11 protein-coding genes are annotated in these 12960 nt (G+C 65.4%); 4 read left to right on the top strand and 7 right to left on the bottom strand.

Translation table 11 applies throughout. From position 1 onward, the window contains the following. Positions 1 to 335 precede the first annotated feature (335 nt). Both FXN65_RS06295 and FXN65_RS06290 read left to right on the top strand, forming a co-directional pair. Entirely contained in the window at positions 336 to 1373 is a 1038-nt protein-coding gene (locus FXN65_RS06295; RefSeq protein ID WP_151132228.1) for a metal-dependent hydrolase, read from the top strand. 118 nt (positions 1374 to 1491) lie between these two features. After that, complete coding sequence (locus FXN65_RS06290) at positions 1492 to 3099, top strand: methyl-accepting chemotaxis protein (RefSeq protein ID WP_151132227.1); 1608 nt, start codon at positions 1492 to 1494, stop codon at positions 3097 to 3099. A 457-nt stretch (positions 3100 to 3556) separates the two neighbouring features. On the opposite strand, the gene FXN65_RS06285 is transcribed toward FXN65_RS06290, so the two are convergent. Together FXN65_RS06285 and maiA are read right to left on the bottom strand one after the other, a co-directional pair. Next, the gene (locus FXN65_RS06285; protein ID WP_151132226.1) at positions 3557 to 4972 is read right to left on the bottom strand and encodes an amino acid permease; all 1416 of its coding nucleotides are present in this window, start codon (positions 4970 to 4972) and stop codon (positions 3557 to 3559) included. 82 nt (positions 4973 to 5054) lie between these two features. Continuing rightward, positions 5055 to 5720, bottom strand: a complete 666-nt coding sequence (gene maiA / locus FXN65_RS06280) for a maleylacetoacetate isomerase (RefSeq protein WP_151132225.1) — start codon at positions 5718 to 5720, stop codon at positions 5055 to 5057. Positions 5721 to 6016: 296 nt separating this feature from the next. Here maiA and FXN65_RS06275 point away from each other — a divergent pair, with 296 nt between their 5' ends. After that, complete coding sequence (locus FXN65_RS06275) at positions 6017 to 7114, top strand: helix-turn-helix transcriptional regulator (RefSeq protein ID WP_151132224.1); 1098 nt, start codon at positions 6017 to 6019, stop codon at positions 7112 to 7114. Positions 7115 to 7268: 154 nt separating this feature from the next. Further along, entirely contained in the window at positions 7269 to 8165 is an 897-nt protein-coding gene (locus FXN65_RS06270; RefSeq protein ID WP_151132223.1) for a class I SAM-dependent methyltransferase, read from the top strand. A 116-nt stretch (positions 8166 to 8281) separates the two neighbouring features. Here FXN65_RS06270 and FXN65_RS06265 read toward each other — a convergent pair whose 3' ends face one another. The 5 genes from FXN65_RS06265 to FXN65_RS06245 form a co-directional block, all read right to left on the bottom strand. Continuing rightward, the gene (locus FXN65_RS06265) at positions 8282 to 10063 is read right to left on the bottom strand and encodes an ABC transporter ATP-binding protein (RefSeq protein WP_151132222.1); all 1782 of its coding nucleotides are present in this window, start codon (positions 10061 to 10063) and stop codon (positions 8282 to 8284) included. Continuing rightward, positions 10056 to 10667 (bottom strand): DsbA family protein, encoded by a 612-nt coding sequence (locus FXN65_RS06260; protein ID WP_151138681.1) that lies wholly within the window; start codon positions 10665 to 10667, stop codon positions 10056 to 10058. The genes FXN65_RS06265 and FXN65_RS06260 overlap by 8 nt, the downstream gene beginning before the upstream one ends. Before the next feature lie 29 nt (positions 10668 to 10696). Further along, complete coding sequence (gene trhO, locus FXN65_RS06255; protein ID WP_151132221.1) at positions 10697 to 11632, bottom strand: oxygen-dependent tRNA uridine(34) hydroxylase TrhO; 936 nt, start codon at positions 11630 to 11632, stop codon at positions 10697 to 10699. A 382-nt stretch (positions 11633 to 12014) separates the two neighbouring features. Further along, positions 12015 to 12320, bottom strand: a complete 306-nt coding sequence (locus tag FXN65_RS06250) for a BolA family protein (RefSeq protein ID WP_151132220.1) — start codon at positions 12318 to 12320, stop codon at positions 12015 to 12017. A 14-nt stretch (positions 12321 to 12334) separates the two neighbouring features. Beyond that, a complete protein-coding gene (locus FXN65_RS06245) occupies positions 12335 to 12844 on the bottom strand; it encodes a DUF2059 domain-containing protein (RefSeq protein WP_151132219.1) in 510 nt (169 codons plus the stop codon). Positions 12845 to 12960 lie beyond the last annotated feature (116 nt).

Below are 12960 nucleotides of genomic sequence, written 5' to 3'. Positions count from 1 at the left end.
GCACGCCGGGCGCGGGGCTCTATGGGGAGGGATTAAATCGGTGGCCCAGGGAGCGGGCATCGTCCGTTGGGACTAGCGCGAAAGGCGCGTGGGACGGGGCTTCGGCGGTTTGTGGGAGGGTCGTTCGGGGAAAGCCACTATCAGTTGGACGTGGAGTACGGGCACTGAGTCGATCCCGCCCCTGTAGAAGGCGTGGTCAAACTCGCTCCTACCCAATGAATTCGCGAAAGCAGACAGCCGTGGCATCCAGCGGAAAAATCTGGTGGAAATTTCCCACTGCAGAGCCAGCCACAGGCGCAGTAACTTAGCCGACGGATCACTCTCGAGGGACGGCGATGGACTCACTCACCCAGGCGGTGCTCGGCGCCACTATCCAGGGCGCGCTGCTCGGCCGCTGGCAGGGGCGCAAGGCGCTGCTCTACGGAGCCGTGCTCGGCACGCTCCCGGACCTGGACGTGGCGATCCGCTATACCGATGCGGTGGCGGCCATGACCTACCACCGGGGCTTCAGCCATTCGATCTTCGTGCTCAGCGCCCTGGCGGCGTTGCTCACGCTGCTGGTGCGACGATGGCGGCCGAATCCCGGCTATTCGACGCAGCGGCTGTTCCTCAGCCTCTGGCTGGTACTGGTGACCCACACCCTGCTGGACTGTTTCACCAGCTATGGCACCCAGCTGTTCTGGCCATTGATGACGCCCCCCATCGCCTGGTCGAGCATCTTCATCATCGACCCGCTCTACACCTTGCCCCTCCTGGCGGCGGTGATCGGTGGGGTGCTTTTCGGCCTGCGTGACCGCACGCCACGGCTACCGGTGGCGGCGCTGGCGCTGTCCAGCCTCTACCTGCTCTCGACCCTCGGCGGCAAGTTCATGGCCGAGCAGCGGGTGCAGGAGGCACTGGAACGGGACGGCGTTCGCCCGCAGGCGATGTTCAGCACGCCGACACCGTTCAACACCCTGCTCTGGCGGGTGATCGTGCTCGACGGCGAGGACTACCACGAAGCCCTGGTGAGCTGGTTCGACCGCGAGCCGCCACGGCTCGAACCCATCCCCCGAGGTACCGAACTGGCGCGGTGCCTGCGGGATTCGCCGCAGCACCTGCGGCTGGCCTGGTTCACCCACGGCATCCTGCGCTACGACCAGATCGACCAGGTGCTGGTGGTCACCGACCTGCGCCTGGGCATGACTGGCTTCCATCCTTTCCGCTTCATCCTCGCCGAACACCGGGATGGCCGCTGGCAGCCGGTGAAGGAAGCTCGCCGCTGGCACACCGAACGGGGGGACCTGGATCGGCTCAAGGTGCTCTGGCAGCGGATCTGGCATGAGGATCAGGCGGTTCCGCTTTCCACCTGGGCGGGACTGCTGCAGCGCTAGGAATCTGGCGGTTTCGCCCTGCCCTCATGACGCCAAACCTGCGGCCGATAAAGTCTCCAGCGGCAGTTGCGGCTGGACTACCCTTGCCAGCGTCGGACTTCACCAGCGGGGACAGGACATGAAAATAAGGCAGAAAATGGTCGCCTCCGGAGCAATCAGCGTGCTGGCCGCTGCCCTGCTGGGTGGCATCGGATACTGGGGACAGACCGAACTGGCCGGGGCGCTGGCGGAGAACCAGTTGAGCGTAAGCGCCCTGCGCAATCACCTGGAAGGCGACATGATGCACGACGCCCTGCGTGCCGACGTGCTGGCGGCGCTGGTGGTGCAGCCGGGCGACCAGGCCGGGGCCGACCAGGTACGCAGTGACCTGCGCGACCACAGCGAATGGTTCCGCCGCACCCTGGGCGAGAACGCCAAACTGCCGCTGACGGCGGATATCCGCAGCGCCATCGCCGAGTCCCAACCGGCCCTGGAGACTTACATCGGAGAAGCCGAACGCATCGTCAATCTCGCCCTGCGCGATCCGCAGGCGGCGCGTGGCGAGTTGTCGGCCTTCGAGCGCAGCTTCGGCGAGCTGGAGGAGAAGAACGAGGCGCTGAGCGGCAAGATCGAGGCCCACGCGGCGAAGACCCGTAGCGATGGCGAGGCGGCCGTGAGCAGCGCCGCCGCCTGGCTGGTGGGCGGCATCCTGCTGGTAGTCGGCCTGCTCTGCCTGGTGACCAGCCAGCTGATGCGCGCGGTCCTGCGCCCCCTGGAGAAAACCGTCTGCGTGGCCCACGCCATCGCCCAGGGCAACCTGCTCACCCAGGTCAGCATCGACAGCGACGACGAGGCCGGCCAATTGCAACGGGCCCTGGCTGAAATGCAGGGCAACCTGCGCCAGATGATCGCCACCATCCGCAACGAGAGCGAGGAACTGCGCGGCACCGCCCACCGCCTCAGCGAAACCTCGCAGAGCATCGTCGACGGTGCCAGCGAGCAATCCGACAGCGCTACCAGCATGGCCGCGGCCATGGAGCAGATGATCGCCAACATCGGCCAGATCGCCGAGCATGCCCGCAATGCGCAGAACATTTCCGCCCAGTCCGAGGACCTGGCCGGCAGCGGCGGCGCGGTGATACTCGGTGTAGTGGACGGCATGAGCCGCATCGCCGACGCGGTGAACCAGTCCTCCAGCACCATCACGGCGCTGGGCCAGTCGTCAGAGGAAATCCACTCCATCATCCAGGTGATCAAGGGCATCGCCGAACAGACCAACCTGCTGGCACTGAACGCCGCCATCGAGGCTGCCCGCGCCGGGGAAGCCGGGCGCGGCTTCGCGGTGGTGGCCGACGAAGTGCGCAATCTGGCGGCACGCACCGCGCAGTCGACCCAGGAGATCACCGGGATGATCCAGCGCATCCGCGAGTCCACCCAGCAGGCGGTGGACAGCATGCAGACGGGCGTGGAGCGGGTGCAGGACGGCGTTGGCCTGGCGCGGCAGGCGGGCGAGTCGATCAATGAGATCCGCAGTGGCGCCCACCGTGCGGCGGAAGTGGTGGAGGAGATTTCCCACACCATCGGCGAGCAGTCCAGGGCCAGCAGCGAAGTGGCCCAGCGGGTAGAGCTGATTGCCCAGATGTCACGGAGCAACAGCCAGGCCATGCGCGACCTCGCCAACGCCGTCGAAAGCCTGGACGCCGTGGCCAGCGCGATGCAGTCGTCGGTGGCGCGGTTTCAGATTTGAGTCTGACAGCTCTCCCCTGCCTCTGCGTGCTGGACTGGAACCGCCCGCACCCTCTCCCCTCTCCCAGAGGGCGAGGGGTGACTCGCGCCGGTGAAGAACGAATAGTCCTGAAGCCAACGCGTAGCCTGACATCTGGAGAAAGAGGTGAGGCGGCGACACCGCCCCTTCAGGAGGCCGAGCGGAATCGTTGCAGAGAGGGACGAGCGGCATGGATGCCGCGCCCCCGGAGCAACGATGTCGGGAGGGAACCTGGCGAAGCCAGGCCGGATGGTAGGGCAAGCGTTTTTGGTCACTTTTGCCGCGATTGGCAAAAGTGACTCGCCCGGGAGGGCGAAACAGCAACCCGGAGCCCGCTCGGCAATGAGCCGGAAACCGATTCCCAAGCCAACTCACGCCGCGAGCAACCAAAAGAAAAACCCCGGCACAAGGCCGGGGTTCTTGTGGGTACAGCGGAGTATCAACCCGCTTCGTAACCCGCGACCTTGTCAGTCTGGGCCTTGCTGCTGAGCTTCAGGCGGTAGCAGCCCCACATCACCAGCAGCCATACCGGGATGGCGTACACCGATACCTGGATGCCCGGGATCAACAGCATGACGCCGAGGATGAACAGCACGAAGACCAGGCACAGGTAGTTGCCCATCGGGTACCAGAGGGCGCGGAAGCCGGTGCGAACACCGTCCTTGTCCATCTGCTGGCGGAACTTCAGGTGGGAGTAGCTGATCATCGCCCAGTTGATCACCAGGGCGGCCACCACCAGGGACATCAGCAGTTCCAGCGCATTCTGCGGAACCACGTAGTTGACCACCACGGCGAGGAAGGTCACGGCCGCCGACACCAGCAGCGAACGTACCGGTACGCCGCGCTTGTCCACCTTGGCCAGGGCGCGCGGGGCGTCGCCCTGCTCGGCCAGCCCCAGCAGCATGCGGCCGTTGCAATAGGTACCGCTGTTGTAGACCGACAGGGCGGCGGTGAGCACCACGAAGTTCAGCAGGTGCGCGGCGGTGTCGCTGCCGATCAGCGCGAAGATCTTCACGAAGGGGCTGCCGCTGTAGGCATCGCCCGCGCCGTTGATGGAAGCCAGCAGCGCGTCCCAGGGGCTCAGGGAGAGCAGCACGACCAGGGCGCCGACATAGAAGATCAGGATGCGGTAGATGACCTGGTTGATGGCCTTCGGGATCACCTGCTTCGGCTTGTCGGCCTCGGCCGCGGTGAAGCCGAGCATTTCCAGGCCACCGAAGGAGAACATGATGAAGGCCATGGCCATCACCAGCCCGCTCACACCGTTGGGGAAGAAGCCGCCATGGGCCCAGAGGTTGGCGACCGTCGCCTGCTCGCCGCCGCTACCGCTGAACAGCATCCAGCAGCCGAGGACGATCATGCCGACGATGGCGACCACCTTGATCATGGCGAACCAGAATTCGGCCTCGCCGAAGAGTTTCACGTTGGCCAGGTTGATGGCGTTGACCACCAGGAAGAAGACGGCGGCGGTGGCCCAGGTGGGGACGTCCGGCCACCAGTAGTGGATGTACTTGCCCACGGCGGTGAGCTCGCTCATGCCGACCAGGATGTAGAGCACCCAGCAGTTCCAGCCCGAGAGGAAGCCGGCGAAACCACCCCAGTACTTGTGTGCGAAGTGGCTGAAGGAGCCGGCGACCGGCTCTTCGACGATCATTTCGCCCAGCTGGCGCATGATCAGGAAAGCGATGAAGCCGCAGATGGCATAGCCGAGGATCATCGAGGGACCAGCGGACTTGAGCACGCCGGCGGAACCGAGGAAGAGACCGGTGCCGATGGCGCCGCCGAGGGCGATCAGCTGGATGTGGCGATTCTTCAGGCCGCGTTTCAGCTCGCCCGAGTGTTGCATCTCACTCATTGCGTCACCTTTTGTTGTTGTCGTGACGGGATTTCACCCGCCGGGCTTGTGGTCCGGCGGAAGTTTGCAAGGCGGGTAAACCTTATTGCGCGTCTGGCTGTACCTCCGGAGCAGCATTCCTGAATGCTTCGAGGGCTTCGCAGCGCGCAGCGATATCGAGGATGCGCGGATAGGCCGAAAGGTCACAGTCGAAGCGTCGTGCGTTGTAGACCTGGGGAACCAGGCAGGCTTCTAGGTAGCCGGGACGGCTGCCCAGGGAGAGCTTGCCGCCGAAGGCTTCCAGGCCCTTTTCCACGGCGGCGAGACCTGCGCCCACCCAGTGGCGGTACCAGGCATCCTTGGCCTCGTCGGAGACGCCCAGTTCAGCCTTGAGGTACTGCAGCACCCGCAGGTTGTTCAGCGGATGTACTTCGCAGGCGATATGCATGGCCAGCGAGCGCACCAGGGCGCGCTGGGCGGGGTCGGCCGGCAGCAGGGCCGGTACGGGGAAGACTTCTTCGAGGTATTCGAGGATGGCCAGGGACTGGGCGATGCGGATTTCGCCACCGGCATTTCCGGCATCCACCAGCAGCGGCACCAGGCCCTGGGGGTTGAGTTCGCGATAGGCGTCCTGATGCTGCTGGCCGCCATCCTTGACCAGGTGCACCGGCTCCTGGCGATAGGCCAGGCCCTTCAGGTTGAGGGCGATACGCACGCAGTAGGCAGCGCTGGAGCGCCAGTACCCGTAGAGAGTGAGTTCTGTATTCATGGCGTCGGGCCGAATTTTTGTTTGCGCCATCTCACTCTGGCAGGGCCTGGCGAACAAGGCGCGGAATCTCCCGAAGCGACGCGCCGGACGGCCCATGCGGAAACTTTTCCTTACAGCCCTGAAAAAACAGCGATTCCGCTTGCCAGACGCTCCGCTTCCGTAAGGATTTCTTGACGTGGCGTTCAGCCAGGCTTCCAGGCGGGAGCAGCATCGGCCGACCAGCGGCGGTTTGCACGGGGTCGGGGCCTGTGCCATATGACAGCAATGCGCCACCAACCGCCGGGGAACGTCACGCAATGCCGCACATGGACGAGCTCTACGACAGCCTGGTCAACCTCTGCTACGAATGCGTGCTGGATGGCGGCGCCTGGCGGCCGATGCTGGAACTTCTGGCGGCGGCCACCGGCCACCAGTTGGGCGCCCTGCTCTTCCTCGACCAACACGAGAAACGGCCGCAGGTCACCTCGATCAACCTCTGCGACCCAGCCTGCGTGGAGGTCTACAACGCCTACTACCACCAGCTCGATCCGGCCAAGGATGTGCTGGTCCCGAGGCCGGTGGGCAGTTGGTACCACGACCTGGAGGACCTGGGCCCCCAGCGCATCCGCCGCGACCCGTACTACCAGGAATTCCACCTCCCCTTCGGCATGAGCAACATTTCCTGCATCAAGCTGCACGAGCAGGCCGACTCGGGCATCTACCTGTCGCTGCTGACCGCTGTGGGCGCGGCCTTGCCGGAGATGCGGCAACGCGATCTGCTCATGCGCCTGAGTCCTCATCTGGTGCGTGCGGCGAAGATGTCCGGCCACCTGCGCAACCTGGAACTGGAAGTAGCGCACCGCGACCTGCTCCTGGAACGCCACCCCGCGCCGCTCTGGCTGCTGGATGCCGAAGGCCGGGTGCGCTACGGCAACCGCCAGGCCGAGCGACGCCTTAGCCAGCCGGAGTTCGCCCTGAAGGGCGTTCAGGGGCGGCTGCATGGCAAGGCCCTGGACGACCGCCTGCAGGCGCTGATCCGCCAGGCCTGTGGCCGGAATGGCAAGCGCCGCGCCGGCTGGCTGCCCCTGCCCGGTGAAGCGCAGGGCCGCCTGCTGGTGACACCGGTGCCGGAAGCTTCGCCGCTGTCGGGCCGGCACGCTGGCACGCTGGTGCTGCTGACGCTGCTGGAAGGCCAGGCCGGGAGCCAGTGGCTGGCCGACCTGTTCCAGCTCAGTCCGGCGGAGCAACGCCTGGCCAACCTGCTCGTCCAGGGACTGGCCCCCGAAGCCTGTGCCGAGCGCCTGAATGTCTCGATCAACACCATCCGCACCCAGTTGCGCGCGCTGTTCCGCAAGACCGAAACCGAACGTCAGGCGGAGCTGGTCACCCTCCTCGCTCGCCTCCAGGGCCTTTGATATCGCTGCAATTCACCCGTTTTAAAGCGCGATTTCATCTATCTGAATGATTGCGGGCAGATCGCCATCAACTAAGGTTCTACACGGAGACAGCACCTGCCTTCATCCCGCGTGACGGGTCAAGGAATCCACGTTTGGCCAGAGGAGGTGGCGTGTGGAAGAAACCAGTGATCCGGAAGAACTGAGCAGAGGCATCCTGGAACAACAACAGGTCAAGCAGGAACTGGCGGCAATCAAGGCCGAACGCGAGCGGCTGCGATTGGACACACCTGTACCGCCCCGGGAAGAGGCGCCGCCGCCGAGCAACATTCTTCCCTTTCCCAGCCGAACATTGCCGAGCCCCGGCCTGTGTTGCGGCAACGCGCTGCTGCTGGACTATCTCTACGGCGTCGAATCGGACGCCCTGCAGAGCCTGCCCGAGGAGCGCACCCGCCAGCTGTTCGATTTCGCCACCACTGCGCAAGCGGCCCGCGCCCTGCGTTGCCGCCGGCGCATGCTGGCCCGCATCCTGGACGAAACCTGCCTGGACTCCGGCAAGGGCGCGCGCATGCTGTGCATCGCTGGCGGCCACTTCCGCGAGGCGGAGCTGGCCCGCGAACTGCGCCACGGGCACTTCGGCGAGATGCTGGTGTTCGATGACGACGTGGAGCGCCTGGACAGGGTGCGCAAGAGCTATGGCGCCCTGGGCGTGCTCACTCGCCTGGGCAACCTGGAACAGTTGCTGAGCGGCGAGTGCGGGTTCGAGGGCTACGACCTGGTGTATTCCTCCGGAATCACCGAACTGCTGGATGACCGCCGTTGCGAACGATTGGTCCAGCGCCTGTTCCAGGCCCTGCGGCCCGGCGGCCGCCTGTTGCTGGCGAACTTCCGGCCGGGCGTCGATGCCATTGCCATTCTGGAAAGGCTGCTGGACTGGCACCCGCGCTATCGCCATGACGTGCAGATGCTCAGCCTGCTGGATGGGGTGGACTACAACCAGATCGCCTCGGCGCGAGTATTCCACGACATCGGCCAGCGCATCGTCTTCCTGGAGGCGGTGAGGTACGGCTGACCTACCTTGCCGTGCCTTCCTGATTGTGGGAGCGAATTCATTCGCGAAGGGCGGCTAAGCCGCCCCAACGACCTGCTGCGCCTGGCTCCTGGTCGAACCTGTAGAACAGCCCGCCGTCAGCCCTGCTGAAGATGCCCGTAGAGCTTGGCGTAGAGCCCGCCTTCGGCGATGAGCTGCTGGTGGTCGCCGTCTTCGGCAATGTGGCCGCCGTCGAATACCAGCACCCGGTCCGCCTGCTTAACCGCTGACAGGCGGTGGGCGATGATCAGGGTGGTGCGGCCGTTGAGGAAGGTGCCGAGGGCCTGGTGCAGGGCGTATTCGGTGGCGGCGTCGAGGGCCGAGGTGGCCTCGTCGAGGATCACCACCTTGGGTTCGGCCAGCACCATGCGGGCGATGGCCAGGCGTTGCCGCTGGCCGCCGGACAGGCGCACGCCGGAACGGCCCACCACGCTGTCCAGCCCCTGGGGCAGGTTGCGGATGGTGTCGGCCAACTGGGCGATTTCCAGGGCGCGCCAGCAGGCGTCGTCGCTGCGTTCGCGGCCCATGGTCAGGTTGGCGCGCACACTGTCGTTGAACAGCGCCGGGTGCTGCAGGACCACGGCGACGTTGTCGCGCACCTCGGCCAGGCCGATCTCTTCCAGCCGGCATCCGCCATAGCGGATCTGCCCGGCCTGGGGCTGGTAGAGCCCCAGCAGCAGTTGCACCAGGGTGCTCTTGCCACCGCCACTGGCACCGACGATGGCGACCTTCTCGCCGGGGGCGATGGAGAGGTTGAGGCCATCCAGCACCGGCTCCTCGGAATAGGCGAAGCGCAGGCCCTTCACTTCGATCCCCACGGTTTCGCGGCCACGAAACGGATCGACGCTCGGGCTGTACTGGGGCTCGTCGGCACGTGCCAGCAGCTCGTTGATGCGGCCCAGCGCGGCGCCGGCGGAATAGTAGGAATACTGCAGGCCCAGCAACTGCTCGACCGGGCCGATCATGAACCAGAGGTAGCTGAACACCGCCAGCATCTGGCCGATGGACAGGTCGGAAAACAGCACCGTGAGCATGGCCGCGGCGCGGAAGAAGTCGATGCCGAACTGGAACAGCAGCCCGCTGGTGCGCCCCGCCGCGTCGCTCTTCCACTGGGAGGCGACGGCGTAGTCGCGGACTTCCTGAGCGCGCAGGCCAAGGCGTCCGAAGAAGAAGCCCTGGCGGTTGCTGGCACGCACTTCCTGGATGGCTTCCAGGGTTTCCGTCAGCGCCTGGGTGAAGCGCGCGGTGCTGTCGTTCTCCAGCTTCTTCAGGTGCTTGACGCGCTTGCCCAACTGCACGGTGGCGTAGATCACCAACGGGTTGAACAGCAGGATCAGCAGCGCCAGTTTCCAGTGCATCCAGACCAGGATGGCCGCCGTGCCGGTGAGGGTCAGCACGGCCACCAGGAAGCGGCTGAGGGTTTCGCCGACGAACTTGTCCAGGGTGTCCAGGTCGGTCACCAGGTGGGCGGTGACGGTGCCGCCGCCAAGGCTTTCGTACTCGCCGAGGGAAATGCGCTTCAGGCGTTCGATCAGGCGGGTGCGGATGCGGTAGACGATGTCCTTGGCGAGCCGCGCGAACAGCCGCGCCTGCAGCACGTTGAACACCAGGGCCATGCCGCGCAGGACCAGCGTCACCACCAGCATCAGGCCGATATAGCCGACGGCGTTCTCCCAGGGCGCGGGCAGGAAGTGGTCCATGAAGCGCAGGGCGGCATCGCCGCGCTGCAGCAGCACTTCATCCACCAGCAACGGCAGCAGCAACGGAATGGGCACGCTGCAGAGGGTGGCCAGTACCGCGACCAGGTTGGCCAGCCAGAGGGCCTTCTTGTGGCGCAGGGCCAGACGGCGGATCTCCGCCCAGCTCAAGCGGTCAGGCATGGTTGCCTCGTTCCAGCCAACGGCAGAGCAGGGGTGCCAGTTCGTCGAGCGGCTGGTAGCCGTTGGTCAGCAGCGCCAGCTGGCCATCGCGCTCGGCCAGCAGGGTGGGGAAACCGGCGATGCCAAGGTCCTGCACCCAGGTGAAATCGGCAACGGTCTCCTCATGGCTGGAGGCGGCGTCGAAGGCTTCGGCGAACTCGATGCGCGGAATCCCGGCCTGCTCGGCCAGTTCCACCAGGACAGAGGCCTGGGTCACGTTGCGGCCTTCGGCGTAGAAGGCGTGCTGGATCAGCCGAACCAGTGGCCAGGCCAGTTCCGGCGCGAGCGAGCGGGCGACCACCATGGCGCGGCAGGCCGGCTCGGTGTCGTAGATGAAGTCGTCAGGCAGGGCCCCGTCGAAGCGGAACGGCTGCCCGGTGGCCCGGTGGACCGCCTGCCAGTGCTCGAGGATGTAGCGCCGGGTGTTGGCATCCAGTGCGGCACCCTGGCCCGTGCGCAGGCCGCCGGCCACCAGGTGCAACGAAACGCCGGCCGCCGCGGCCTGTTCGGCGAGTGCCGACGCCACCGGGGCGAAGCCCCAGCACCAGGAGCACATGGGGTCCATCACATAAAGCAGGCGGGCGTTGGACAAACTCAGTCCTCCAGGGCTTGGCGCGGGTCGCGGCCGATCGGGTGCGGCAGGTTACGGGCCTTGGCCAGCTCGATCTGCTTCTGCCGCTCGATGGCGCTGGCGCGGGTTTTCTCGCTCAGGCTGTCCCAGCAGTGCGGGCAGCTGATACCGGGCGCGTAGTGCTCGGACAGGCGATCTTCCACGGAAATCGGGTTACGGCAGGCGTGGCACTGGTCGAAGTCGCCCTCGGTTAAATCGTGGCGCACGGTGACGCGGTTGTCGAAGACGAAGCAGTCGCCGCGCCAGAGGGTTTCGTCCTGGGGTACCTCTTCCAGGTACTTGAGGATGCCGCCCTTGAGGTGGAAGACCTCTTCGAAGCCCTGGCCGAGCATGTAGCTGGAGGCCTTCTCGCAGCGGATGCCGCCGGTGCAGAACATCGCCACCTTCTTGTGGCGCGCGGGGTCGAAGTTGGCCTTGATGTAGTCGGGGAATTCGCGGAACGACTTGGTCTGCGGGTCTATAGCACCCTCGAAGGTGCCGATGGCCACTTCGTAGTCGTTGCGGGTATCGATCAGCAGCACTTCGGGGTCGCTGATCAGCGCGTTCCAGTCCTTGGGTTCGACGTAGGTGCCGACCTGCTGGTTGGGGTCCACGTTCGGCACGCCGAGGGTGACGATTTCCTTCTTCAACTTGACCTTGGTGCGGTAGAAGGGCTGCTCCCCGCAGTAGGACTCCTTGTGGTCCAGGTCCACCAGGCGCGGATCGACCTTGAGCCAGGCGAGCAGCGCGTCGATGGCTTCGCGAGTGCCGGAAACGGTGCCGTTGATGCCTTCCTCGGCGAGCAGCAGGGTGCCCTTGACGCCATTGTCCAGCATGGTCTTGAGCAGGGGTTCACGCAGCGCAACGTAGTCCTTCAGGGTGACGAACTTGTACAGCGCCGCAACAACGATCTGGGTCATGCGGTGACTTCCTCCAGTGGTCGCCCGCGTAAAGGGCGGACCGGGTGACAGAAACGACTGCGCCGGCGTGGGCCGGCGCGGTGCGAAGTCTATCAAAAAGCGGCTGGGATCAGGCTGCGTGAATTGGTCTCAGGCGCCGAGCGGACGGCTGAAAAACGTAGGCGAGGCAGCCGAGACAAGGCGAAACGACCAACGGGAGTAACAGCCAGAGGCTGGCCCGAAGGGTGAGCGCCAGCGAATAAAGTGGCCGAAGAAGCGGAGTTTACGACTGTAAATGAGCATTACTCACTTCGTTCGCCCTCCGGGCCGCGCTAAAGCGCGTTAGCCAAAAGCGGCTTTCTGAGGCCGCTTTCAACGCAGTATCGGCAACGCAGGTAGTTTTTCAGTGGTCGTGCTTGCTGCCGCCAGCGCAAGTCGGCGACTCCGGCGCCGCGCCCTGCTCGGCCCATTCCTCGGGCGTGTAGGTGTGCAGGGCCAGGGCGTGGAATTGCCCCATCAGCTCGCCCAGGCTGCCATAGACCTTCTGGTGGCGCTTGACGGCGTTGAGCCCGGCGAACACCGGGCTGACGATCACCGCCTTGTAGTGGGTTTCCAGGCCGCGGCTGTGCATGTGGCTCTCGTCCAGCACATCGAGGTGCTGGGGATCGAGGGCCTGCAGGGCGGTCAGGATGCGGTCGCGCATGGACATCGATTGACTCCGGCTTACTGCTTCTTCTTGTCCTGGGGCGCCAGTTCGCTGGCCATTTCGCTGAGCAGCTTGTTGACCTCGGGCACGGCGGACTCCAGGCGGGTCTGGGTGAGCTGGGCGGACTGCTGGGTCAGCGCCGGCATCTTCTCCAGCACTTTCTTGCCCAGGGGGGATTCGTAGAAGGCGATCAGGTCCTTCAGTTCGCTCTCGGAGAAGTTGCTGGTGTAGATCTTCACCAGCTCCGGCTTCAGCTTGTCCCAGCCGACAGCCTTGTCCAGGGCGGCGTTGGCCTTGGCCTGGTAGCTCTCGAGGGTGGCCTTCTTGCTGGCCGGCGCCTGGGCCTGCTGGAAACGCTGCTCGAACATCTGCTGCACCTGGGCGTAGACCGGAACGGTCAGCTTGTCGGCACGAGCGAGCTTGAGGAAGCGCTCGGCATCGGCGGCATGGCTGGCGGCATCGGCCAGGACCTGGCCGCTGGCGCAGGCCAGCAGTACTGCGGTGCAGAGAACGCGAAGCTTGGTCATTGAGTATCCTTGTCTGGGCACGGATGACGGGGACTGCCCCGGGGCTGGTCATTCTGCGCTCAAGCCGATATCCGGCTCAAGCGGCGGTCTTTTCGACAAGTCCACGATGAAAATGT

It is taken from the genome of Pseudomonas lalkuanensis, from assembly GCF_008807375.1.
Taxonomy (GTDB): Bacteria; Pseudomonadota; Gammaproteobacteria; order Pseudomonadales; family Pseudomonadaceae; genus Metapseudomonas; species Metapseudomonas lalkuanensis.
The sequence above is the reverse complement of the archived record's forward strand: the minus strand, read 5'-3'. Positions and strand labels throughout refer to the sequence as shown.

Coding starts and splice junctions, on each gene's coding strand:
- FXN65_RS06295 (WP_151132228.1), top strand. CDS start 336: ATGGACTCACTCACCCAGGCGGTGCTCGGCGCCACTATCCAGGGCGCG.
- FXN65_RS06290 (WP_151132227.1), top strand. CDS start 1,492: ATGAAAATAAGGCAGAAAATGGTCGCCTCCGGAGCAATCAGCGTGCTG.
- FXN65_RS06285 (WP_151132226.1), bottom strand. CDS start 4,972: ATGAGTGAGATGCAACACTCGGGCGAGCTGAAACGCGGCCTGAAGAAT.
- maiA (WP_151132225.1), bottom strand. CDS start 5,720: ATGAATACAGAACTCACTCTCTACGGGTACTGGCGCTCCAGCGCTGCC.
- FXN65_RS06275 (WP_151132224.1), top strand. CDS start 6,017: ATGCCGCACATGGACGAGCTCTACGACAGCCTGGTCAACCTCTGCTAC.
- FXN65_RS06265 (WP_151132222.1), bottom strand. CDS start 10,063: ATGCCTGACCGCTTGAGCTGGGCGGAGATCCGCCGTCTGGCCCTGCGC.
- FXN65_RS06260 (WP_151138681.1), bottom strand. CDS start 10,667: ATGGACCCCATGTGCTCCTGGTGCTGGGGCTTCGCCCCGGTGGCGTCG.
- trhO (WP_151132221.1), bottom strand. CDS start 11,632: ATGACCCAGATCGTTGTTGCGGCGCTGTACAAGTTCGTCACCCTGAAG.
- FXN65_RS06250 (WP_151132220.1), bottom strand. CDS start 12,320: ATGTCCATGCGCGACCGCATCCTGACCGCCCTGCAGGCCCTCGATCCC.
- FXN65_RS06245 (WP_151132219.1), bottom strand. CDS start 12,844: ATGACCAAGCTTCGCGTTCTCTGCACCGCAGTACTGCTGGCCTGCGCC.